Here is a 22388-nt window from a genome sequence, read left to right as displayed (position 1 = left end):
TAGCATGGGACATTGAAGACCTCCTTGTGGATCGGACTCTTAGACAAGCCCCACTCCACTTGGAGGTCTTCTTTTTGTCACCTAACCACGCCGCATGTTCCTAACCTCCGTGGTCAATACATCTAGGCGACATGAGCTTCGTCGGCCGGTGGGCCGCATGGACGAACCCCTTCAGCTTGCTACGCCACTTGGCCGCCGCCGTGACCGTCCCACTTGCTTTGGGCGGCGTCGCCGAGGTCCTGTGGGCACGCGGGTACCGACAGAGGTAACTCTGTAGCGCGCGGGCCCGACGGATCCGTCCTGCTGGGTAGTGTGAATAGATGCACTTCTCTTCGGAACTCCTTGAAGGCGTTGTCCTCCGGCCAGTCCAGAAGCTGGACGCCAGGGCGCTGGCTGAGGCGTTTCAGAAGAACCGCGCCCATCTTGCGCCGTGGGAACCGATTCGTCCCGACAAGTTCTACACAGTCCAGGGACAACAAGAGGTGATCACCAGGCAGCGACAGGAACTTTCTGCGGGCACCGGCCTTCCAATGGTGTTGGTGCGTAAAGATGAGGTCGTCGGCCTGCTGACCCTGAGTTCGATCGTGCGGGGTGCCTTCCAAAATGCACATCTGGGTTACTGGGTGGACCAAGCTTTGCAGGGTTCCGGGATCATGACGGCGGCGGTGGCAGCCGCTGTCAACATCGCCAAACATGACCTCGCGCTGCACCGTCTTGAGGCCGCGACCCTGGTGCACAATCCGGCATCACAGCGGGTGCTGGAGAAGAATGGATTCGAGTCCTACGGCACCGCGCGAGCCTATTTGCGGATAGCCGGGTTATGGCAGGACCACCGCATGTTCCAGCGGATTCTCTAGACGACAGGAGTAGGAGGGAAGGCTCAGTTGGCGGCTGGGTGCGGGATCGCAGCAGTCATGAAGCACGCAGTTGGGCCAGCACCAGTCCGACGGGGATGCTGACGGCCCGTCCAAACTACTGCACACCATCTCAGGGCAGGGGCCGGTTAGTCCGCTAAGGAGTAGGCAGAACCCGAAGGGGTGCGTTGCAGGACGCCGAAGTCGACCATGTAGCGGCGCAGCAGCACCACGTCATCGGTATAACTGAGCAGCCGCTCATTGACCTGCCTTTCAGCGAGCTTTTCGCCGGGTGCGATGGCCTCGGTGGCGATCCTCGCCAACAGCGCCCTACGTTCTGCAAGGTTCGCCGGATATCTCTCTATTCGGCCCAGTCGCATGAACCTGTCCAGCCCGGTCTGTGGCTGCCGGCGGGGTTGCTGGGCCAGCAGGTCCCGGAAGATGGTCTCCTCCGCCACCAGCTCACCGGATGCCCGCCGCTGGACGAGCCCGGACTCCAGCAGCGCGGCGATGGCCCGGTGGCGCCGCTGCTCCTTCACGTCAGGCAGGATATCGTTGGGGGCCGCCCCCAGTACTATCTGGGCATAGGCGGTCCTGGCATCACTGTTGCCCAGCGCCGCCAGCACGCGACGCCAGTGGGGTCCGTTCATTTTCGATCCTCGGGCCACGCCATTCTCCTCCTGTGCCGTCGAGCCACACCATTGCCTCGAGGCGTGTTGGCGATCGTAGCCCGCGGGCCGCAGTTCCCGGAAGCTGGCTGCACGCTAAGACAAACCGCAGCGTTGCCCAAGTATTCGGGAAAGATGCTGCCAGGAAACCCAATAACCGGTCCGGACACGCACTGCAGCCCCTACGCTCATCATGCACGCATCACAAAGTGGGGGAGAAAACCGTGAGCAGTCATTCAGCACCGCCACACTTGGGGGCCCGTGTACCCGGCCAGGCCGTCATCGAGGAGTTGCTGGCATTGCAGGGCAAGGTGCCGCCGCGCTCTACGCTTCAGCGGATCCTCGGAATGAGCCCCCTCAGTGCGGAAAGCTCACCCTGGTACCGAGGTGCCCTCGGTGAGCTGGTGGTCGGAGAGATTCTGGAAAATCTGGGACCCGAATGGCTGGTTCTCCACGCCGTCCCGGTCGGGGCAGGTTCTTCCGACATAGACCACGTGCTGATCGGCCCCGCCGGCGTCTTCACCATCAACACGAAGAACCATTCCGGCCAGTCGGTCTGGGTGGCAGGCAGGACCCTCATGGTTGCCGGCAGGAAGACCCGGCACCTCTACAATGCGGCCCACGAAGCTGCCCGCGCCTCAAAGCTGCTGACTGCCGCGGCGGGCCTTCCTGTTAAGGTGACTGCCGTCGTCGTCATAGTCGAGCCCAAGACGCTGACTATAAAGGCGCGCCCCGAGCAGGCGGTGGTGGTCACCGACGCCCAATTGGCGCGCTGGCTGCGCAGGTCCAGCCCAGTGCTCGCCTGGGCGGAACTGGCCCGTATCTCCGGCGTCGCCGTCCAGCCTGGCACTTGGCACAAGCGTCCGGCAGCACAAAATGACCCGCAGCTGCTTCAACAAAACTTCGACGCGCTCAGGCACCTTGTTGTCCAGGCACGACGGCGGCGCGCGGCATGGGCGCTTGGCGTACCGGCGGTGACCCTCCTGGCGTTGATGAACGGGGCCTCCCTTTGCGCGGCTATCCTGCACCGGTTGGCCGGGCACTAAGAGGCACCGGGACATTTAGCACTGTTCCGGGTCCGGGAAGCTCTCCAAACTGGGGGGATGCGACTGCCGACAAGCTTGCTCCCTGTGCTGGGGACCGCGGCCGTGGCGGGCGCCTACATCCGCTGGTTTCGTCCCTGGCAACTCACTTGGGGCGCCACGCCGGAAGAGGTCTCGCGGGCGATGCCCGGCGACGAACTGGTGCCCAAACCGACGTTCAACGCTACGAGGGCCATCACCATCGGCGCAGCGCCGGAACGGATATGGCCATGGCTGGTCCAAGCGGGGCTTGGCCGCGGCGGTTGGTACAGCTACGACATCCTGGACAACCTGGGGCGCCCGAGTGCACGGCGCATCATCCCTGAGCTGCAGGACCTTAGCGTAGGTGACATTGTTCCCATGAGCCCCGACGGCAAACACGGCATCCCGGTCCAGAGGATTGACCCGCCACTTTCCATGGTCTGGGGCACGCCGGGGGATAACAGCTGGACATGGCAGCTTGAGCCCATGAGCGAAGGTTCAACCCGGCTTGTCAGCCGTATCCGCGCCCGCTACCGCTGGTTTTCACCCGCAATTTTGTTCTCGGCACTCGTGGAATTCGGCGACATCTGGATGATGCGGAAGATGCTGCTCACCCTCCGCCAGCGCGCCGAAGCCGCATCGAGGTGAGGTATGCACCCTCACTACGCCTCCTCAGCTTTCGCATAAAGCGCAAGGAGGTCACGGCTGAACTCATGCGGGGACGTTTCGCAAGGGCTGTGTCCACCCCGGTAGACGCCGATCCGGGCACGGATTGCCTGCGCGAACAGCCGGTGCAGCTGGAGCGGCCACAGGTCATGCTCGCCGACGGCCACGAACTTGGGAAGCGGGGCCTCAGCCAGCTCGTGCCGTAGGTCCGGGACGTTCTGCATCAGCGTGTAGATATCGCGGATGGAGGAGCGGCGTGTGAAACGGAAGCGGTAGTTTACGAACCGCTGCCTTCCTGGAGGTACGTGGGCCACCCTGCCGCTGCGGATTCCCCAAATGAGCAGCGCGGCGCCTGCCCTGCCGTTGACCCACGTGCTGAACCGGCCAATGCGGCTCACACCCCGGAAACTCGGGCCCGGTTCCGGCGGGCACCCAAGGAAGGTGATGGACCGGAAGAGGTCCGGCCGCTCAACATAGGCGAGCTGGGCGATGATGCCCGCGAAGGAATAGGCCACAACATGCACAGGGGTTGCCGTAGATTCCATAACCGCCAGGAAGTCGTCCACGAACAACCGGTAGTCGTAGTGCTTCCGGGGCGGCACCAGGTTCTCCGGCCCTGCGCCCGCCGACTGGTACTGGCCGGCAAGATCGTACGTCAGGGCGTAGTACCCCGCGCCGGCCAGGTCCGGCAGCATGAGGGAAAAGTCCTCTTTGGATCCGGTGGCACCGGGCACCAGGACGACGCACGGATCCTCCGGATTGCCCAAGGCCATGGCCGCGAGCTTGCCGCTGGGGACGTCCAGCGTAAAGTGCACCGAGCCAGGCGGCGGCACCGACCAGTCGACGTCCCCCAGCTCCGCATCCAGCAGGGCTGCCGCATCCACGCGGGCAGAGCCAAATTCCTCGGGGTCAACCCCGTACTCTCGTTGGCCCGGCTCCGACATGGTCCCAAGATAACCCAGCCGGCGGGGCCTAGTCAGCGGCAGGGGGTGGACCCGCCACGTTGCCCACGAAGGCATGGAGGCGCCGGTACACTTCCTGGGATTCCGGGTAGCGGTAATCCTGTTGCCAGGTATGTTCGGTGTTGGCGCTGGCCCAGGGGTAGATGAGGGCATCCACGGGAACGCCATGGTCCTGCAGCCGCTCGATGAAATTGAGGTTGGACCGGTAGAAGAAGTCGCGCTCGGAGGTGGTGACGAAAACCGGCGGGTGGCTCCCGTCCAGCCACTCGATAGGGGACAGGTACCCGGCTGCAGACTTCAGTCGTGCTGGTGTCAGGGGAGCCGTGGCCGGCAGCAGCATGCGAACGAAGTTCAGGCTGAGGACAAAGCCGCTTTCAAAAAACACCGAAAAATCGACGGCGCTGCAGTGCTGGACAAGCCCTTTCACGTGCCCCGCCGGAACGGCCGGCAGCAGCGAGTAGTGCGCGGCCAGCTCAGGGCGCAGGCTGATGGCCGTGAGCAGGGCCGAAATCTGCCCGCCCGCGGAGTCCCCGCCCAGGATCAGGCGCGCAGGGTCCCCGCCGTACTCCTCGATGTTGGCCACAACCCAGGCAAGGGCGGCGTTCGCGTCCTCGAGCACGTGCCCCATGTGGAACCGCGGCGCGTGCCGGTAGTTGACGTTGACCACCACCATCCCGCCCAAGGCCTGGTTGGCGCAGTACTTGGTCAACGCCGACTTGTCGCCGGACGTCCATCCTCCGCCGTGGAAATAGACGTAGACCGGCAGGCTCCCGCCACGCGCCACCGCACCTTCGGCCGACGTCTGTGCCACCGACAAGGGTGTCACTACATCCAGGCGGTGGGCGCGCAGGCCATCGCCCACATAGTCGAGGTCGTGGACATAGGCCACCTCGGTGACGGGATCCGTGTTGAACCGTATCCGCTCCCGCGAGCTGACCGAACGCATCATCAGCCGCCACGTCCACACAGGTACCCGGCGCAACGCAGTCCGGGCCCGGCGGGCCAGCGGGAACGCGCCACCGGAATGGGCAGCCACCGTCATTCCTCCATTTTACGAGCCCGTGGCCCGGGCCTACCCCTGCCCGCCTTCCATGATCCGCCGTGCATCCTCCTGGGCCCTCAGGGCCAGGGCTGTCACCACCTCACCCCTCATCACCGGGCTGGAGGCGGAGCCCATGTTCCGGAGTTCGGACACCGTGCGCGGCGGGTTCACGCTGTGGGCCGCCGCATGGCAGTTGGGGCACAGCGGAATGAGGTCGGCTATGGGGTCCAGCTGGTATCCGCTGTCCAGCATGTCCGGCGGCACCACATGGTGCACGGCGAGCGCCTCTGGTGCGTTGCCGCCGTAGGCGGACTCGAAAGAGAACCCGCAGGCGGCGCACGATGTGCCGTGAAACGCAAGGCAGACCCGCCGCGCGTCAAGGTCCCGTTCGTAGCGGCTTACCTGGACAGTGCTGACGGCGCCGGGCGGCAGGCTGCCCCCGACCACCTCAGCGCGTCCCGCCGTCGTGGGCCCGCAAGCACGCCACAGCCGGCGCAGGGGAGGCTCGTACGACGGCGGCAAGGCCACCAGGGAAGGTCCGCCCGCCTTGGGCCAGTGGTCACGGGGGAGCGCGTCGCCAAGGATGCCGGGCCGTATCTGCTCACCCAGTGCGAGCAGCGCATCGAAGGCGACGGCGACGAACCATTCGCCCGTTCCAGCCAGCTGGTACGGCTCCGACGCGACCACTCCGTGACCGATCAGGCCGCTGCCGGCTTCATTGCTGCCGCACAGCAGGAGCCAGGCTTCGGTGCCCGGGCTGAGGCCAGGGCCGGCGTCCGGGTGCTGCTCCAGGCACCACCGCTCCACCGCCCTGCCGGATTCCGCGACGTGCTCGACGACGGCACGGTAGTCCCAGCGCAGAAGCCTGTTTGTGTCGCACCCGAGAATTACCGCAGCCACTGCGCACCGAACTCCACCACGCGCCGTCGAACCTCAAACACCGGGGCGGGAATTAGATCGGTTCCTTGGCCAATGCCTTGGTCTTGGCGGGCGTTTCGCGGCCCAGGCGTTGATCGAGCGTGACGCGGAGCCGCGCCGCCGCAACCTGGACACGGTGCTCGGCGGCCGAACCGGTTTTCTTGGCCGGCTTGGCTGCGGTGTTCCGGGGAGTGTGGACGAAACGATGTTCAGGCGATGTTGCGCTCACGGTCCAACCTCCTTGGTACTGTCGTCATCCGTCGTTCCATTCTCGCCTAAGTTGCCGCCGTCGTCCACGAAGGCCAGCTCCTGCCCCGGCCCGGCGTCCACCTGGCCATCGTCCCCGTTCTCCTCGCCGTTCTCGTCCCCGGACACGCTCTTCCAGGCGATATCGAACAACTCGAGTTCCTCGGTCCGGGCCAACTCGCTCCTGGCCAGGACCTCCAGGGTTGCCAGCCCCAGCGCCTTGGTCCCTTCATCCGGGTCCAGCGCCCGGTCCAATGCCCACTGGGTGCGGCGCCACCATTCCGCCCTGCTGTCCGCCTCGGTCTTCTGCTGAAGGGCGTTGGCATCGGCTTCGCGCTTTTGATCCAGGGCTGTCTTGTCCGCGGCAGTGCGCTGTTTCAGGGTGCGCCAGTTGATGTAGAAGGCCAGCAGGGCGGCGATGAGGACGGCCAGGGGCCCCAACCCCGCAAGGATGACCCACCAGTCAGCCGGACCGGAGTGGACGACGACATCCAGCGGATCGGGGGAGGGAACTGGGGTCACCGGACCAGCTTAGGCGCCAGGTTCGGGCGGCAGCGGGACGACACTCCACCTGCATTCCCCGTCATCAGCAGATGGGCGGCTGCTTCAACTGCGCTGCTCCAACTGCCGCTGTTTCAACTGCCCCGACGGGAGATGAGGACCGGGCCCTGGGCGTGGTGCAGGACTGCATGGGCGGTGGAGCCCATGGTTTCCCTGAGGATGCCTTGGCCCTGGGAGCCCACCACCACTATCCGGGCTTCTGCGGAGGCCTGGAGGATGGCATGCGGGACCGAGCTGTCCGTAAGGATCTTTCCGTCAATGCGGATAGCGGGTGCCGCGGCACGTGCATGGGCCAACGCGGACGACAGGATTGTCCGGGCGTCACTGTCGGAGTCCTGAGTGTCCGATCGCCGGCGGCCCGGGGGCTGGTGCTGGACATGGACTACCTCGAGTGGGGCCCGCCATGCCGTCGCCAGGGCACAGGCATCCTCCAGCGCTGTGGGGGAACCTGAAGCGTCGACGGCGGCGACGACCGGCCCGTCCGGGTGGAGGTCCTGCCGGATCACGGCGACGGGGCAGGCAGCGGTGGCTGCCAACTCCAGGCTCACGGAACCCACGAGCAGGCCCAGGAAACCGCCCAGGCCGCGGCTGCCGACAACCAGAAGTTCTTCTCCCCTGGAAACACGGGCCAGAAGCTGTGCAGGCACTCCGTGAAGCAATGTGCTCCTGACCTGAAGGCCTGGAACCTCTGCTGCCGCCTGTGCCACGCCCTCTTCCAGGACGGCCTGGGCTGACTGTTCCAGGCCACTGCCTGACACGCCCGGAACCGGACCCAGGTGCCTGGTGAGCAGCGGCCATAGTGAACAATGCACCACGTGGAGCCGGCGGTTCACCGCCCGGGCGTGCCTGGCTGCCCAACGGACAGCGGCCGCGGCCTCATCCGATCCGTCATAGCCGACCACCACGGCTCCGGGTTCCTGCGTCATGTGACTCCGCTCCCATCAGACCGAGCCTCACCAGCGGGACCTTCGGCCCTTTGGCGGCCCTGCACGTTGGCCCATCCTGATTCTAAATATTGGGGAGGGATATGGGCAGCGTGGTCAGCCGGATTGCCGCGATGATGCTTGCCCTGGCTGCCCTGCTCCTGGGGTTCGCTGTCCCAGGCAGCGCAGTGGCACCCGTGGCTGTCATTGTGGAGGACACCGCAGGGGTGCTTGACCAGAACACGCTGCTGCCCGCCGTCGAACGCATCCAGTTCTACGAGCCCACCCGCGTTGCCGTCTTCACCTACAACGGAAAAGCGGAGGACAACCTCAACGAAGAAGTGCTGAAGTTTGCCCGGTCCAGGCATCCCGAATGGATCAGTGCCGACGGCCAAAAATGGGCCGACGGGCTGTTCATTTTCGCGCTGGACCCTGTGGGCCGCCACGTGGGGACCTACATGGGCGAGGACCGGAAGGTGTCGCTGGAACAGCGCAGCGACATCCAGGACGCGTCGAAGGAACTGTTCCGGGACGCCCAATGGACCGAAGGAACGGTGGCAGGCATTCGACGTGGCGCCGAGCTGATCAACCAGCCGTGGTACAGGTCCGCCGCGTTCACGATCACGGCGTGGGTCACCGGCGGCATTGCGGTGCTCGGTGCCGCCGCATGGCTGATCGTCCGGGCCGTGACCAGAAGCACCTGCCGGAAACACATCGAACGCGGGGACCGCAGCTACTCCAACGTCAGTATGGACCTGGACGTGACGGAACTGAATAGCGGGACCATCCCGGAATCGTCCCGCTATGGGAGCCAGGTCCTGGAGAAACACCGCACCTTCCTGAGCCGGTACGCCGCCGTCACAGAGCTGTCCAACCAGGTGCACGCAATGGGCAGGCGATCCTTGAGTAGCCGGAAGAACCTCAAGCTTGCCCGCCAGTTCGCGGACAGCGCCGCCGAACTGGATGCGCTGGATGACGTCATCGCGGACAGCAACGCCCTGCTGAACCGCGCCGACACGTGGCCCACCGCCTGGGACCGGCAGCTTGCCCCGTTCCGCAGGGACTTGGCCGGACTCGAGCAGCTCCTGGCCAAGCGGCACGGACAGGGGGACTCCGCAACGGCCGCCGCGTTGCGGTCCTTCCGCGACGAAAGCCTGCGGGAGATCGAGCGGTGGACCGCAGAACTGGCAGACGGACGGATCTCGCCGGAGGAGGCCCTGGACCGGCTGTACAAAGCACGTACCCGGCTCTCCGAGTTGCTGGAGAACCACGCGGAAACGGTGATCGAGGGCTTTGCCAGGAATGAGCGGGAGGCACACCTGATGCGGGAGCAAATGGAAACCGCCCACGAAGGCCGGGACCACCATAAACAGGGGCTTATGAACCAAGCATCCTGGGGAGGTCTACCCGTCGTACCAGTTTTTCTCCGTCGCCACCTTCAACTCCGGATTCAACACAGGGGTCAGCAGCGTCAATTCGGCCAGGGGCGGCGGCAGCACCACCGGTTACGGCAGCAGCGGCGGAAGCTTTTCCGGCTCCGGTAGTTCGTCCGGCTTCTAGATTCCCCTGGGGGTAGTGGACGCCCGCTCGGCTTTGGCGCCGCGTGGCCGGCAGCAGACGCACAGGAGTGGGGCCCATCGTCAGCGATGGGCCCCACCGGTCTTCCTGGTCAAAGGGCCGTCCGCCCTGAGGCCTTGGACGGCGCTTATCTTATGCTGCCCCGACAGAGTTGAGCAGGCGGGTCCCGCGGCGTACCGCATATCGCGGATGCGGTACCGAAGCATGGAGAACGCCCGGCGGAGGCGGCGCCACATCCCGGATCAGGCCGGTGCCTGCGCATTCACGTACCTCTTCGATGGCGGCGGCCGCCGCCTGCTTGTCGGTGAACTGTCCGGAAACCGCCAATACATGTCCATCGGGCATCACTAGCCGGAACCGAATCTGCGAATCATCATCGACAAACAGTTCGAACGTACCTGCCATAAGCCTGGTTCTCCTCCATCGTCCTGCCTCCGTTGGTGAGGCTACGTCCTGCGCCGGTATCCGGCGCAGCGAAATGCTGGTGCACAACCACGGCGTTGTGCACCGTTCGACCTGAACAACCATCCCAGAAGCCCGGTCCGGCTTTTAGGGACCAAGGTCCCGGATTGCAAAGGTGGGGGATGCTAGGCAGCCAGGCGCGAAAGGCGGATCAACACAATCCCTGTGGCAATGAACCACACCCAGAGCAGGATGCCGTAGCCCCAGTAGAAGTCCGGGACAGCCTGCCGAAGGACCTCACTGACCACTCCCAAAGCACCGGTGCCGATGCCGAACCACGCCAGGAACTGCGGGAAGGGCGCCCTCGCCGTCACCATCGCCAGTCCCATCAGGAGGATCCCGAAGGCGGAGAGGACGCCCACGATGGCAGGTGTGTTGTTCTCGGCGATGATTGCTTCAGCAGCGGTAGCGTAAGCGCGGCGTTCCTCGTCCCTCCCGGTGGCCATGTAGCGGTCGCTGAGGTAGACGAGGTTGAGGGAGCCCCTGCTGGTGACCGGGACGGCAAGCAGGAGCGCCCAGGGCAGGGCGCCAAAGATCAGCGCGATCAAGGGCAAACTCTTCCGGAAGGGCATAAGCGCCACGAAGAGTCCTGTGAAAACAAGCACCGGGAGGATGTTCGGCAGGATCCACAGGACCTGCTCGGCCACGTAGTTCGCCTTATTCGCCGCAATGAACTCCAGGGTGGCGGCTCCGCCGTGCACCGGCGGAGGCGCCAGGAAGTCAAGCACCAGCGCGGCTACCAACAACAGGACGAACAGGATCGATGATGCCCCCGCCGTGAGATAGAGGAGCCCCCATTCCCGCTGGGCCCGGGGAGCGCCGTGCCGTTTCATCCCTGGAGCCTGCCATCCGTAGGGCGCGTCCGGTAGTGCCGATGGGCCCGGTAGACGGGGCACCATTGCTGCCACCGGTGACCAACGGCCCTGTTCCGCCATGCCAGTCCTTGGCAAACTGCCTTTTTGAATACCGATTACGTTCGCCGGGAGTGAGACATGTCCGTAAATGAGCCGCACACAGGCAACGGCACGGAGGAGCATCTGCGGATAGAACTGGAGGACGCCGCATCGGTGAAATGGTGGGTACGAATCCTCTCCACCCTTGGCTCGCAGTACGGACGCACCCAGCTTCGGTTCGTTGGCAGGACGGAGGACGGCCGCAGGCTTTATGTCAGTGACACGTTCCCCGGGCCGCCCCTGAACGCCACCCCTCCCGCAGAAGCCTGGGCTCCAGGCCTGGAGGCGAGCCTCAGCCAGTTGCGCGGGGAAATTGCCCGCGACGGTTGGTCGGAGACCAGCCAGGGGGCGCAGCCGTGGGAGTTAACCTATGTCCGCCGCAAGGGCTTGTTATCTTGACTCTTCTCCCATGGAGGAATTGTGTGTCCCGGCGGCGCAGGTGCGCCGGACCAGGCGTCCAAGGCGCGAAGACCAGATCCCGGCATGGATAAGTTGGGGGTTACCGGGTGCCGCCGAGCAACGTTCCAGCCTCGTCCGAGGGTTTCAGCAGCCAGTCCCGCGCCTTGTCAGCGGACGTGAAGTACCGTATCGGGAACCCGGCAGAGATCAGGGACAGGCGGAACATGGCGATGACGCGGTCAACGGGTGAGGTTCCCAGAAGTGCCATGCGCGAGATGCTGGATGCATCGGGGAAGAGTTTCCGGGCGGCCGCGGAGTGGGTGACGCCCTGAATTTCGACCAGCATTCGCAGCCTGGCGCCCCGCGTCAGGGTGGAGATGGCTTCCAGGGCGGCCTTGGCGACGTCGATGCCGATGTAGACTCCCGGATTCCAGCGCAAGTGCAGGACCCCATCGGACAGCTCCACCGTGCCCTTGCCTTTGATCTCCACCGCGCTCCTCCCTCCCTTGTCCTGACCCGAATCCAGCCTTGACGGTAGCCGAACCGAACGGCACCTGCACCGGGACACTCCCGAACGTCGTCGGGCCGGAGACCTTTCATCTGCTCATATAGCCTAGGTGCAGCGCTCATGGGGGTAACAGGAATCAGTGCTTCCCGCGTCGAGCGCGACTGTCGCCCAACCCTGTTTTGCGCTGTGTCGCAGGGCGGATGAGCAGCAGCGCGAGCACCACGACCCACGCAAGGGTCGTCATGATGTTGACGCGCTCCCAGAGCCCCGCCCACGGCGTCGGCAGGTTGGCTTGGAGAGCCGGGGCATCCCCGGCGGTGAGTACGCCGAAACCGATGAGAAGCAGGATTGTGGCTGTGGTGTACAGACGGAACCACAGGTTCAATGCAACGGCTGCGGAGATCATTGCCGCCATCATCAGCGCACTGGTCACCGACACGATGATCAAATGCGCTGTGTCGGCCGCAGTGGCGCCGCCGGCGGCCAGTACTTCGCGGGTGTGCATCGAGGCGAACGGGTAGGCCAGTCCGGCCAGCACGTAGGCGGCCAGGAGGATGGCGGACACGCGAAGCGACTGGCGTCGGCTTCCGGACTGCCAGACGCCGGCTGCGAACGCAGCCATCAGGGCGCTCCACAGCAACCCCAGCCATACCCACAGGGTCCTGGTGGGGACATCCCATGCCGAGAGCTCGCTGACCGTCTGCGAGATGGGGTCGTACCCGGGATACCGAATCAGCCAGATCATGACTCCGTAGAGCACAGAGGCAGCAGGTCCGCACAACAGCAACGACCTCCGCCGGGTAGCGGTCGCGAGCAGGGAGTGCTGGCCTGAACTGTACATGCCTACCTCCGGGCCTCGGCCTCGGTGTTAATGAACCTTGTGAATTTCCTGCCTGAGCCACTGCCGCCGGCACGCCTCTTTTTCGGTGCGTTTGATTTCATTGGTGGAGGCCCTGCCATGTGTCCTGCTACTGGTACCCAGCGACAGCGGAATACATGATCACGCCCGCCGCTACCGCCGCGGCAAGGGCGGCCGAGGTGGTGAGCCAAATCAGGACCGAGCGTTCCTTGTAGTGAATGATGCTGACGAGCCCGAGTGCCGCTGCTGCGGCTGCGGGTCCCGCGAAGGCCTGCCCAAGGGCGTGCCACACCCAAGTGGCAGACGGGAAGCCCATCATGGGCAGCAGAACGATCCATGCAAGGAGGGTCGCCAGCACGGTGATGGCAGCGAAGAGCAGGCTCCGGCGCCCGGCTGCCGACTTTGGTGTGATTGCGGGTGACATGTCTTCTGCTTACGGGTGCGGTGTGAACATGCTGATGAAGAAGGCGAGGTCAAAGACGGCCAGCTGCGCCGGGCCGGCGACCAGTGCGGTAGCTGCCAGCACCAAGCAGTCCCGGTAACTGATGATTCCGGCCAGCGCGAGGGCCGGACCAGCCCCTGCCACCGGTGTCAGGACGGCCCACGGGCTATATGAGAGAACCAGACCGACCGCCAGGAAGGCCGCGGCCCACCACCCTGCCGGTGTCGTCGGCAGGAATCGGATCCTATCCCGGTCAGCCCGGAACGCCGCGAGGATGAACAGCACGGCCGCCACAGTGAGGGCATAGGACGCGCCGGAGATCAACACGTCCGGGGTCACAGGCAACTGCGTGCCCGGCGTGAAAACTATCGAGGCAGCAGCCATGATCACGCCCGAGAGGATGAGAAAAGCCAGGGCCCAGTAGCCCAGCCGCGTGCGGACCACGCCGTGTTTCCGCACCTGCGCTGCGATCCCTGCAACAGCGCTGAGGAAGAAACCGCCGACGACGACGCTTGCCCAGACAACCTGTCCCGTTGGGGGCTCCCCAAAGGGTATCGACGCCACGGTCAGGGCCACGATGAAAAGCACAACGGCCGTTCGCGAAAGCCAGATCACCGGCAGAGCGGCCCGGTGGGGAATTGTCGATTGGATCGGAATTGCCATCGAAGGCTCCAAATGGGTTTGCGTGCTGGCGGGGTCAGGAGTGTCGAAGCGGGACCTCAGCTCCGCGTTCCCGGGTTCTCAGCCCACAGCCTCAGGCGACCGGCCACACCACCCTGGTCTGCCACGTCGCAGGATCCGGTTGCTGTTCCGGATCGGTCAGGTAGTACTCCCACATCGTGTCCGAGGGGGCGGCACCATCGGCCTCCATCCGTTGCCGGATGGCATCGTAGGTGGTACCCAAGGTGTCATAAGGGCCGGTATGGACAGCTTCGAACGCGTCCGTATCGGGCAGTGTTCCGCTGGCCACTTCGCCTGTCCCCCGGAAGTTCCCGGCGATAGGGAACCCCGCTTCAACATCCACAGTTTCGCCGGGCATCCCGTGGTACAGCGCGAACGGCGGCCCCGCCGGCCTGGCTCCCTGCATCTGGACTGCCGCCATCACGGCGCCGAAAGCGCGGCCGAAGAAGCCTGTCAGCGCGTCCATGGGGACCCTTTCGCGCACCACGGCAACGGGTTGTTCGGGAACATGGATCTTTCGGGGCTGCTGGCCATCTTCAGTCATGGCATCAGCTTTGACCTGCCGGCAACAGCGCGACAGGGCCAGAGGACTCTAACTGTCAGCCCGCAGCGCCGTACGCTTCCTGCATCCACGTCCGGACCTCGGCATCGAGTTGGGTGCTGTCAGTGAGCTCCAGGTGGTGCATCCAGGTTTGGGCCGAAGGATGCACGATCTGCTTGAAGCGCGGTGAACCCAGGTCCCGCGGCAGGGCCAAAGACAGGACAAGCGGAACCGCGGATTTCACATAAAGACCGGGCCGCCAGAGGTACGCGAACCCGCGGCGCCGGCGAAAGGAAATCTGGCTCTTGCCCACCCTTATCCCAAAGGGTCCCAGGCCCGCCGCCATTCGCTCCACCGCTTCGTAGAGGCCAAGCGCGGTGGGCGCCCCGTCGAAGAACTGTTCCACCGTCCGTAACTGCACCGACATTGCCGCCCTATGGCTCACTGGTGCTGATCGTTACGGCTTGCATGTGGGCTCCGGTCTGCGTCGGCGGCAGGTCTTCCCCCAACGTTGCCGAGACGCCCGGAGCCGTGGACAGGGCCGAAGGTCACATCGGCGGTAACAGAAGGCGGGCTGGGGCCAAATGCCCTAGCCCGCCTGACGGCAGCAGGGTAGGTTCAGTTCCATGTGCGATGACCTTCACCGCCTCGTGCCGAAGGGTCCTGGATGAGGAAGCAGGCGTCCCCAACCATGGCAACCGGCCCTGGTCCGGGCAGCCTTGATGCCGGTGAACCTGCCGGCTCGCCCATGGAAAAGGCCCGGGTCTTTCTCAGGCGGTATCCCGTCGTCGCACTGACTTTGCTGGTGCTCCTGGCCACGTTGGTGCTGGTTCAGTTCGGCCTGGAACTGCAGGTCCGCATCCTGGCGTCGGCTTACGCGGCCGTTATCGTGGTGGCGCGCGCGGCCGGCATGGTCCGGTCGCTGCGTGAAGGCCGCTGGGGCATCGACCTTTTGGCGCTGATGGCCATTGCCAGCACCGTGGCGGTGGGCGAATACCTCGCGGCCCTGGTGGTGATCCTGATGCTCACCGGCGGGGAGGCGCTGGAGAATTTTGCCCAGGGCCGCGCAGCGCGGGAACTGGTACCCGTTGACGGTGAACTCCTGTCCGATTCAGCCAGCCTGGATGAGTCGTCGCTGACGGGCGAAAGCCTGCCGGTGGAACGCACCCGGGGGCAGCAGCTGCTCAGCGGCGCCGTCAACGGCGTGGCGGCCATCCGGATGCGGGCAGCGGCCACCGCGGCAGACTCACAGTACAGCCGCATCATCGCCCTGGTGGAGGAGGCTTCCAACAGCCGCGCTCCCGTGGTCCGGCTGGCCGACCGCTACGCAGTGCCCTTCACCCTCCTCGCCCTGGCCATGGCAGGTACGGCATGGCTGTTGTCCGGTGAGCCGCTGCGCTTTGCCCAGGTCCTGGTGGTGGCCACGCCGTGCCCGCTGCTGATCGCGGCGCCGGTGGCGTTCCTGGCCGGCACCAGCCAGGCCGCCCACAAGGGAATCATCATCAAGAACACCAGGACCCTTGAACAGCTGGCGAAGGCGCAATCAGCGGTCTTCGACAAAACCGGAACCCTCACGTCGGGACGTCCCGTCCTCGATGAGATCAGGGTGTCGCCCGGTCACGGGGAAACACTGGGCAGCAGGAAGCTCCTGCAGCTTGCAGCCTCCGCGGAACAGTACTCCTCGCATGTGCTGGCAGCTTCGGTGATCGAAGCCGCCAAGGCGGCCGGCATGGGACTCCTGCCCGTGACGCAGGCGACCGAAAACGCCACGCACGGTGTGGAGGCCATCTGTGACGATCAGCAGGTGGTGGTCGGAAAAGCGGGCCTGGTCCGCAGTTCATCCACCGGGTTCCGGGAGGCTGCAGTCCGCAGCGGCCAGCTTGCCGTCCATGTGGCCGTCAACGGCGGGTACGCCGGTGCCTTGATCATGAAGGATCCATTGCGCGGCAACGCCGTGGATACCCTGGCGCGTCTGCGCAGCCTCGGCGTGCAGAACACGATGCTCCTGACCGGTGACGCCAAGGCCACGGCCGCGCACATTGCCGAGGAAGCCGGGATTGACCGCGTCCAGGCGGAATGCCTGCCTGAGGACAAGGTCAATACTGTGGCCGCGTTGGCGGAACGGCCGGTCCTGATGGTGGGCGACGGCGTGAACGACGCTCCCGTCCTGGCCGCTGCGGATGTTGGCATCGCGATGGGGGCCAAGGGCGCCACGGCGGCGAGCGAATCCGCGGACGTGGTGATCATGCTCGATGACCTGTCCAAAGTGGCCCAGGCCGTGGCCATCGGAAAGCGCACGGTGGGTGTTGCCCTGGTGAGCATCTGGACGGGCATAGGACTCAGCATCGTCCTGATGGCCATTGCCATGACCGGATACATTCCCGCCGTCGCCGGCGCACTCCTCCAGGAACTGGTTGACCTGGCCACCATCCTGAACGGCCTTAGGGCACTGCACGGTGCCGATAGGAAATCCGGTCCACGGAGGCCGCCGGCGGCATGACTTTTGGCCCTTCCCAGCTCAACCCGCAGCCGGGATCGTGGTGACCATGAACGCAGAAACAGGAGCCAAGCCGGTCATCGTGGGTGTGGACGGGTCCGAATACTCCTCCGCAGCCCTCCGCTACGCGGGCACGCTGGCAGCCCGCCTGGGCACACGGCTCGAAGTCATCTCATGCATCGGGATGCCGGACTACCTGGTGATGTCACGCCTCGAGGGGGCCGACCGGCAGTTCACCGCCAGGTTGGAGGACGCTGCCGGGCGCCTGGTGGAGGATGCCCTTGGCCGGGCGTTTTCCGCTGAACGGCCGGAAAACATCGACGTGACCATCAAGTTCGGATCACCGGCGAAGGTGCTGGTGGACGAGAGCCGGCGGGCACAAATGCTGGTGGTTGGACGGCACGGCGAAGGCGGCCTGCTCAAGTCGTCCATGGGCTCCGTCAGCAAGGCCTGCGCTGCCCACTCCAACTGTCCCGTGCTCCTGGTTGGTCAGGAGGCGGACGCTGTGTGAGGACCGCGGAGGGCCTGACCTCTGAACAGGCCGCGCAGCTCCTGAAACAGGCGGGCCCTAACCAGCTTCCCGCGGAGAAACCCGTTCCGCAGTGGCGGAAGCTCTGGGGCGAAATGACTCACTTCTTCGCCCTCATGCTGTGGTGCGCCGCCGGGCTGGCTTTCATCGCGGACATGCCGCAGCTCGCCGTGGCGATCATCGTCGTCGTCATTGTCAACGGAGTCTTTGCGCACATCCAGCAGGAACGTGCCCAGCACGCCGCCGCCCGGCTGCGTGGCCTGCTGCCCGCCGACGTGGTGGTCCGGCGGGACGGGAAGGTGCGCAAGGTCCACGCCAGTGAGCTGGTGGTCGGCGACGTGGTGCTGCTTGCCGCCGGCGACCGCGTCCCCGCGGACTTGGTGCTGCTGTCAGCGTCTGCCTGCGCAGTGGACGAATCCATGTTAACGGGCGAAAGCGCCCCTGTGCCCAAAATCGCGGGTGACCCGGCTTGGGGCGGCACGTTCCTGGTCAACGGCTACGCGGAAGCAGCGGTTTCCGCGACAGGTGCCGGGACCAGGCTGGCCGGCATCGCTGCCCTGACCAGCGGGGCGGTTTCTCCGCCTACACCGCTGTCCCAGGAACTGCGCCGGATCGTCCGCGTTACCGCCGGCATGGCGCTGGGCATCGCTGCGGTCTTCTTCCTGGCGTCGCTGCTGGTGGGCTTCCAATGGCGGGACTCGTTCCTGTTCTCCATTGGCGTTGCCGTGGCGCTGGTCCCGGAAGGCCTCCTCCCCACGGTCACGCTGTCGCTGGCCATGGGGGCCCAGCGGATGGCTTCGCGCAGCGGGTTGGTCCGGAACCTCGAGGCAGTGGAAACGCTGGGTTCAACCACTTTTATCTGCACCGACAAAACCGGGACCCTGACGCAGAACCGGATGAACGCCGTCGAAGTCTTCACAGCGGCTGGTCCCGTCCACCTGACGGGCCAGGGATACGCTCCCGACGGCGACGTGCAGGGAAGCGGGGTGGAAGAGGCAGCCGCGGCGGCGCTGGCAGCGCGTACCGCTTCCCAGGGCCGCGCCGAGTTCCACAACGGGCAGTGGCGGGCGCAGGGCGACCCCATGGAAGCGGCCATGGACGTCCTGGCCCGCAGGCTCACAGGCACCGAGGCCGGCCCTGCCCCCTGGCGCCGGTTGCCGTTTGATCCCGTGCGGCGGCGCGAATCCGCCCTCCTGGGAACCGATCTTTTCTGCAAAGGTGCCCCCGAAACCGTGCTGCCGGTCTGTGAAGCCGTGCCCGGCCCAGTCAAGGAACAGGTGGAGGTGATGGCCGCACGCGGGCTGCGCGTCATCGCGGTTGCGAGGCGCCGGCTCGGCGGAGCGCCTGCTGCGTGGCAGTCCACTCCAGCCTTGGAACTCGAAACGGGCATGGAACTCCTGGGCCTGATCGGACTGCAGGACCCGCCCCGGGAGGATGTGGGGGACGTGATCCGCGCGGCCCGGCAGGCAGGCCTCAGGATCGCCATGATCACCGGAGACCACCCCGCCACGGCAGCGGCGATTGCCCGCCAGATCGGCCTGACCGGGAGTCCCGAACTTGTGTTGGAAGGCGCGGACCTGCCGGAGGACGACCAGATACTGGGCGCACTCCTGGACCGCGACGGCGTGGTGGTCAGCAGGGTCTCACCGGAGCAAAAGCTCCGCGTGGCCAAGGCGCTGCAGGCCCGCGGGCATGTGGTGGCGATGACCGGCGACGGCGTTAACGACGGCCCTGCCCTCCGTGAAGCGGACATCGGTGTGGCTATGGGCCTCAGTGGAACAGACGTGGCACGTGAGGCCTCGGACCTGGTCCTCCTTGACGACCATTTCGGCACCATCGTGGCCGCCATCGAACAAGGCAGGGCCACCTACGCCAACGTCCACCGGTTCCTCACCTACCACCTCACAGACAACGTGGCGGAACTGACCCCCTTTGTGATCTGGGCACTGTCCGGCGGGCAGTTCCCGCTGGCCCTGGGGGTCCTGCAAATTCTCGCCCTGGACATCGGAACCGATTTGCTTCCGGCCCTGGCCCTTGGCGCAGAACCGCCCGGCAGGCGCATTCTGGCCCGGCCGCCCGAACGACGGCACCTGATGGACCGGCAGTTGATTATCCGGGTCTTCTGCATCCTGGGTCCCGTGGAGGCTGCAATGGAAATGGCAGTGTTCTCCGCTGTCCTGGCCGGCGGCGGATGGAGCCGGGGCCAGGTTCCCGGGGCAGGGCTGCTGATGGCGGCCTCCGGTGCCGCTTTCACCACCGTGGTCCTGGGACAGGTAGCTAACGCTTTCGCCTGCAGGAGCGCCACGTTGCCGCCCTGGAAGCTGGGCTGGGCGACCAACAGGCTTCTGGTATGGGCCGTCCTGGCTGAACTGGCCATCCTTGCAGCCTGCCTGTACGTGCCCTACCTCGCCACGCTGCTGGGCCAGGCACCGCCAACACCGGCGGGCTTCCTGCTGGCGCTCCTTGCGGCACCTGCTGTCCTCCTGGCGGACTGGATCCACAAAACGGCGCGCGGGCGGCTGCGGCGGAGCAGGACCTAAGACTCTGCATGCCCCGGTTGGTGGAGTCCAGAATCAAGCCATGAGTGCCGCCGCAGACACGTCCCTGGCCAACGCCAACGTCAAATGGATCGAGGACACCGGGATCGCGGACATCCCATCCGTGGGAGGGAAGAACGCCTCGCTGGGCGAATTGAGCCGTGCACTGCAGTCCGCGGGGGTCAGGGTACCCGAGGGGTTCGCCACCACAGCTGCCGCCTACCGGGCGTTCCTTGCTGCGAACGGCCTGGAGCCGCTGATCAGGAAGCACATGGAGGACCAGCGAGCCGGAACGTCCACGCTTCGCCAGGCCGGGGCCGCGATCCGTGAGCTGTTCCTGCAGGCCACCTTCCCTGAAGACATTGCCGCGGACATCCAGGAACACTACCGGGCCCTGTGCCAGCGGGCCGGGCAGACCCAGGTTGCCGTTGCGGTCCGCAGCAGCGCCACTGCGGAGGACCTCCCGGACGCCAGCTTCGCCGGCCAGCAGGAAACCTTCCTGAACGTGGCAGGCGGCCGCGCGGTGTTGGACGCTTGCCGGCGCTGCTATGCCTCCCTGTTCACGGACCGCGCCATCAGCTACCGCGAAATGAAGGGATATGACCACCTGGACGTCGCCCTGTCCGTGGGTGTGCAGCGGATGGTCCGCTCAGACCTGGGCGCGTCAGGGGTGATGTTCTCGATCGACACCGAGTCCGGTTTTCCAGGCGTGGTGGTGATCAGCGCAGCCTGGGGCTGGGAGAGACGGTGGTCCAGGGGACCATCAACCCGGACAAGTACCAGGTGTTTAAGCCGCTCCTGGCAGAGGAACGCTTCAGCCCCGTGATCGAGCGCGAGCTCGGTGCGAAGGAACGCAAAATGGTGTACAGCCAGGGCGGGGACGCGCGGACGAGGATGGTCGAGACCTCGGAGCGGGAGCAGCGCTCGCTGGTGCTGGATGACCGGGAGGTTGTCCTCCTGGCCCGCTGGGCCGTTGCCGTGGAGGAGCACTACGGGCGCCCGATGGATATGGAGTGGGCCAAGGACGGGATCACCGGAGAACTCTTCATGGTGCAGGCAAGGCCGGAAACCGTGCAGGCCCGCAGGAGCACAAGCACGTTCCGGACCTACCACCTTGCACAGCCCGGCAAGGTCCTGGTCTCCGGCGCCGCGATTGGCGACGCCATTGCCCGGGGCCAGGCCTGCGTGGTGCGGGATGCGAAGGAAATTGAATCCTTCGTGGACGGGTCCGTGCTGGTCACCCGGATGACGGACCCGGACTGGGTGCCCGTGATGAAGCGTGCCGCTGGCATCATCACGGACCACGGCGGCCCGACCAGCCACGCGGCCATCGTCAGCCGCGAACTGGGCGTGCCCGCCGTCGTGGGCACGCGCAACGCCACCGAAGCATTGTCCGACGGCGTCCCGGTCACCTTGTCCTGCGCCGAAGGCGAGGAGGGCCGCGTCTACGAAGGACTGCTGGAGTTCTCAGTGGAAGAAGTGGACATGCAGACACTTCCGGCCACCCGCACGGCCGTGATGATCAACATCGCCAGCCCGGCTGCCGCCTTCAAATGGTGGCGGCTGCCCGCCGCCGGCGTGGGCCTGGCCCGGATGGAGTTCATCATCAACAACCTGATCCGCATCCATCCCATGGCCCTGGTCCACCCGGAGAAGGTGACTGACCCGGAGGAGGCTGCGCTCATCCGGCAGCTGACCCGCGGCTATGAGGACCCGCAGGAGTATTTCGTCGACGTGCTGGCAACCGGGATCGCCAAGATTGCCGCTCCCTTCCATCCCAAGCCCGTCATCGTCAGGTTGAGCGATTTCAAGACCAACGAGTACGGCCACCTGATCGGCGGCAGCGCCTTCGAACGCCCGGAGGAAAACCCCATGCTCGGGTTCCGCGGGGCCTCCCGCTACTACAGCAGCCACTACCGCGAAGGATTCGCCCTGGAGTGCAAAGCCCTGAAACGCGTGCGCGAGCAGGCGGGGTTCGGCAACGTCATCGTCATGGTTCCCTTCTGCCGTACCGTGCGGGAAGCAGACCAGGTGATCGCGGCCATGGAGGAACAGGGATTGGTCCGCGGCAGGGAAGGGCTCCAGCTCTACATGATGTGCGAGATTCCGTCGAACGTGGTCATGGCAGCGGAATTTGCCAAGCGCTTTGACGGCTTCTCCATCGGGTCCAACGACCTCACGCAGCTGGTGCTGGGCGTGGACCGCGACTCGGAGGAACTTGCGGGGCTGTTCGACGAGCGGGACCCGGCAGTGATGGCCATGATTGCCGAGGCGATCAGCAAGGCCCACGCGGCCGGCATCAAGATCGGGATCTGCGGGCAGGGGCCCAGCAACCATCCGGACTTCGCAGAGTTCCTGGTCGGCCTGGGCATCGATTCCGTGTCCCTGAACCCTGACACCTACGTGCGGACGCTCCCTGTCATTGCCGCGGCGGAGGCACGGGCGTACGAAAGTGCCTGGCAGCCCGAGGGGTGATCCCCGGGAAGCCAGGCACCGGC

23 protein-coding genes and 1 pseudogene are annotated in these 22388 nt (G+C 65.7%); 9 read left to right on the top strand and 15 right to left on the bottom strand.

From position 1 onward, the window contains the following. The first annotated feature begins 320 nt into the window (after window positions 1–320). Complete coding sequence (locus tag ACETK3_RS10495) at window positions 321–857, top strand: GNAT family N-acetyltransferase (RefSeq protein ID WP_236819634.1); 537 nt, start codon at window positions 321–323, stop codon at window positions 855–857. Window positions 858–1003: 146 nt separating this feature from the next. Here the strand turns inward: ACETK3_RS10495 and ACETK3_RS10490 are convergent, their stop codons facing one another. Continuing rightward, complete coding sequence (locus ACETK3_RS10490; protein ID WP_236819632.1) at window positions 1004–1504, bottom strand: DUF2087 domain-containing protein; 501 nt, start codon at window positions 1502–1504, stop codon at window positions 1004–1006. Between the two features lie 242 nt (window positions 1505–1746). On the opposite strand from ACETK3_RS10490, the gene ACETK3_RS10485 reads away from it, so the two are divergent. Together ACETK3_RS10485 and ACETK3_RS10480 are read left to right on the top strand one after the other, a co-directional pair. Beyond that, window positions 1747–2568, top strand: coding sequence for a nuclease-related domain-containing protein (locus ACETK3_RS10485; RefSeq protein ID WP_236819630.1), 822 nt, complete (start codon window positions 1747–1749; stop codon window positions 2566–2568). Between the two features lie 57 nt (window positions 2569–2625). Next, a complete protein-coding gene (locus tag ACETK3_RS10480) occupies window positions 2626–3234 on the top strand; it encodes a hypothetical protein (RefSeq protein ID WP_236819628.1) in 609 nt (202 codons plus the stop codon). A gap of 14 nt (window positions 3235–3248) precedes the next feature. Here ACETK3_RS10480 and ACETK3_RS10475 read toward each other — a convergent pair whose 3' ends face one another. The 6 genes from ACETK3_RS10475 to ACETK3_RS10450 form a co-directional block, all read right to left on the bottom strand. After that, entirely contained in the window at window positions 3249–4196 is a 948-nt protein-coding gene (locus ACETK3_RS10475; protein WP_236819626.1) for an alpha/beta fold hydrolase, read from the bottom strand. Window positions 4197–4224: 28 nt separating this feature from the next. Next, entirely contained in the window at window positions 4225–5256 is a 1032-nt protein-coding gene (locus ACETK3_RS10470) for an alpha/beta hydrolase (protein WP_373992845.1), read from the bottom strand. A gap of 30 nt (window positions 5257–5286) precedes the next feature. After that, window positions 5287–6156: an HNH endonuclease gene (locus ACETK3_RS10465; RefSeq protein WP_236798542.1), complete on the bottom strand. Its 870-nt coding sequence runs from the start codon at window positions 6154–6156 to the stop codon at window positions 5287–5289. Window positions 6157–6208: 52 nt separating this feature from the next. After that, window positions 6209–6403, bottom strand: coding sequence for a hypothetical protein (locus ACETK3_RS10460; RefSeq protein ID WP_236798541.1), 195 nt, complete (start codon window positions 6401–6403; stop codon window positions 6209–6211). Next, a complete protein-coding gene (locus ACETK3_RS10455) occupies window positions 6400–6942 on the bottom strand; it encodes a hypothetical protein (protein WP_236798540.1) in 543 nt (180 codons plus the stop codon). The genes ACETK3_RS10460 and ACETK3_RS10455 overlap by 4 nt, the downstream gene beginning before the upstream one ends. Before the next feature lie 113 nt (window positions 6943–7055). After that, window positions 7056–7907, bottom strand: a complete 852-nt coding sequence (locus tag ACETK3_RS10450) for a universal stress protein (protein WP_236819619.1) — start codon at window positions 7905–7907, stop codon at window positions 7056–7058. Window positions 7908–8008: 101 nt separating this feature from the next. Here ACETK3_RS10450 and ACETK3_RS10445 point away from each other — a divergent pair, with 101 nt between their 5' ends. Further along, window positions 8009–9448, top strand: a complete 1440-nt coding sequence (locus ACETK3_RS10445) for a DUF5129 domain-containing protein (RefSeq protein WP_373992844.1) — start codon at window positions 8009–8011, stop codon at window positions 9446–9448. Between the two features lie 166 nt (window positions 9449–9614). On the opposite strand, the gene ACETK3_RS10440 is transcribed toward ACETK3_RS10445, so the two are convergent. Together ACETK3_RS10440 and ACETK3_RS10435 are read right to left on the bottom strand one after the other, a co-directional pair. Next, entirely contained in the window at window positions 9615–9887 is a 273-nt protein-coding gene (locus ACETK3_RS10440) for a YegP family protein (RefSeq protein ID WP_236819615.1), read from the bottom strand. Window positions 9888–10069: 182 nt separating this feature from the next. Then, the gene (locus tag ACETK3_RS10435) at window positions 10070–10777 is read right to left on the bottom strand and encodes a DUF4386 family protein (RefSeq protein WP_236798536.1); all 708 of its coding nucleotides are present in this window, start codon (window positions 10775–10777) and stop codon (window positions 10070–10072) included. 159 nt (window positions 10778–10936) lie between these two features. Between ACETK3_RS10435 and ACETK3_RS10430 the strand changes: the two genes are divergently transcribed. Continuing rightward, window positions 10937–11296 (top strand): hypothetical protein, encoded by a 360-nt coding sequence (locus ACETK3_RS10430; RefSeq protein WP_373992843.1) that lies wholly within the window; start codon window positions 10937–10939, stop codon window positions 11294–11296. 100 nt (window positions 11297–11396) lie between these two features. On the opposite strand, the gene ACETK3_RS10425 is transcribed toward ACETK3_RS10430, so the two are convergent. The 6 genes from ACETK3_RS10425 to ACETK3_RS10400 form a co-directional block, all read right to left on the bottom strand. After that, a complete protein-coding gene (locus ACETK3_RS10425) occupies window positions 11397–11786 on the bottom strand; it encodes an STAS/SEC14 domain-containing protein (RefSeq protein WP_373992842.1) in 390 nt (129 codons plus the stop codon). Between the two features lie 154 nt (window positions 11787–11940). After that, the gene (locus ACETK3_RS10420) at window positions 11941–12645 is read right to left on the bottom strand and encodes a DUF998 domain-containing protein (protein ID WP_373992841.1); all 705 of its coding nucleotides are present in this window, start codon (window positions 12643–12645) and stop codon (window positions 11941–11943) included. Window positions 12646–12772: 127 nt separating this feature from the next. After that, a complete protein-coding gene (locus ACETK3_RS10415; RefSeq protein WP_373992840.1) occupies window positions 12773–13087 on the bottom strand; it encodes a hypothetical protein in 315 nt (104 codons plus the stop codon). 9 nt (window positions 13088–13096) lie between these two features. Continuing rightward, entirely contained in the window at window positions 13097–13768 is a 672-nt protein-coding gene (locus tag ACETK3_RS10410; RefSeq protein ID WP_373992839.1) for a hypothetical protein, read from the bottom strand. A 91-nt stretch (window positions 13769–13859) separates the two neighbouring features. Further along, the gene (locus tag ACETK3_RS10405) at window positions 13860–14330 is read right to left on the bottom strand and encodes a GyrI-like domain-containing protein (RefSeq protein ID WP_236798530.1); all 471 of its coding nucleotides are present in this window, start codon (window positions 14328–14330) and stop codon (window positions 13860–13862) included. A 55-nt stretch (window positions 14331–14385) separates the two neighbouring features. Continuing rightward, the gene (locus ACETK3_RS10400; protein ID WP_236798529.1) at window positions 14386–14754 is read right to left on the bottom strand and encodes a DUF5655 domain-containing protein; all 369 of its coding nucleotides are present in this window, start codon (window positions 14752–14754) and stop codon (window positions 14386–14388) included. Between the two features lie 240 nt (window positions 14755–14994). Between ACETK3_RS10400 and ACETK3_RS10395 the strand changes: the two genes are divergently transcribed. The 4 genes and pseudogenes from ACETK3_RS10395 to ppsA all read left to right on the top strand — a co-directional run bounded on the left by ACETK3_RS10395 (window position 14995) and on the right by ppsA (window position 22365). Next, window positions 14995–16827, top strand: a complete 1833-nt coding sequence (locus ACETK3_RS10395; RefSeq protein WP_373992838.1) for a heavy metal translocating P-type ATPase — start codon at window positions 14995–14997, stop codon at window positions 16825–16827. Window positions 16828–16873: 46 nt separating this feature from the next. Further along, the gene (locus tag ACETK3_RS10390) at window positions 16874–17335 is read left to right on the top strand and encodes a universal stress protein (protein WP_236798527.1); all 462 of its coding nucleotides are present in this window, start codon (window positions 16874–16876) and stop codon (window positions 17333–17335) included. Next, window positions 17332–19893, top strand: a complete 2562-nt coding sequence (locus ACETK3_RS10385) for a cation-translocating P-type ATPase (protein ID WP_373992837.1) — start codon at window positions 17332–17334, stop codon at window positions 19891–19893. Before ACETK3_RS10390 ends, ACETK3_RS10385 begins: the two co-directional genes overlap by 4 nt. Before the next feature lie 40 nt (window positions 19894–19933). Then, window positions 19934–22365: pseudogene (ppsA, locus tag ACETK3_RS10380) on the top strand (phosphoenolpyruvate synthase). Window positions 22366–22388 lie beyond the last annotated feature (23 nt).

The organism is Arthrobacter sp. E44, assembly GCF_041877125.1.
In the GTDB taxonomy this organism is placed as follows: Bacteria; Actinomycetota; Actinomycetes; order Actinomycetales; family Micrococcaceae; genus Arthrobacter.
Note: the sequence above shows the minus strand (reverse complement) of the source record. Positions and strands in the feature narration are given on the sequence as shown.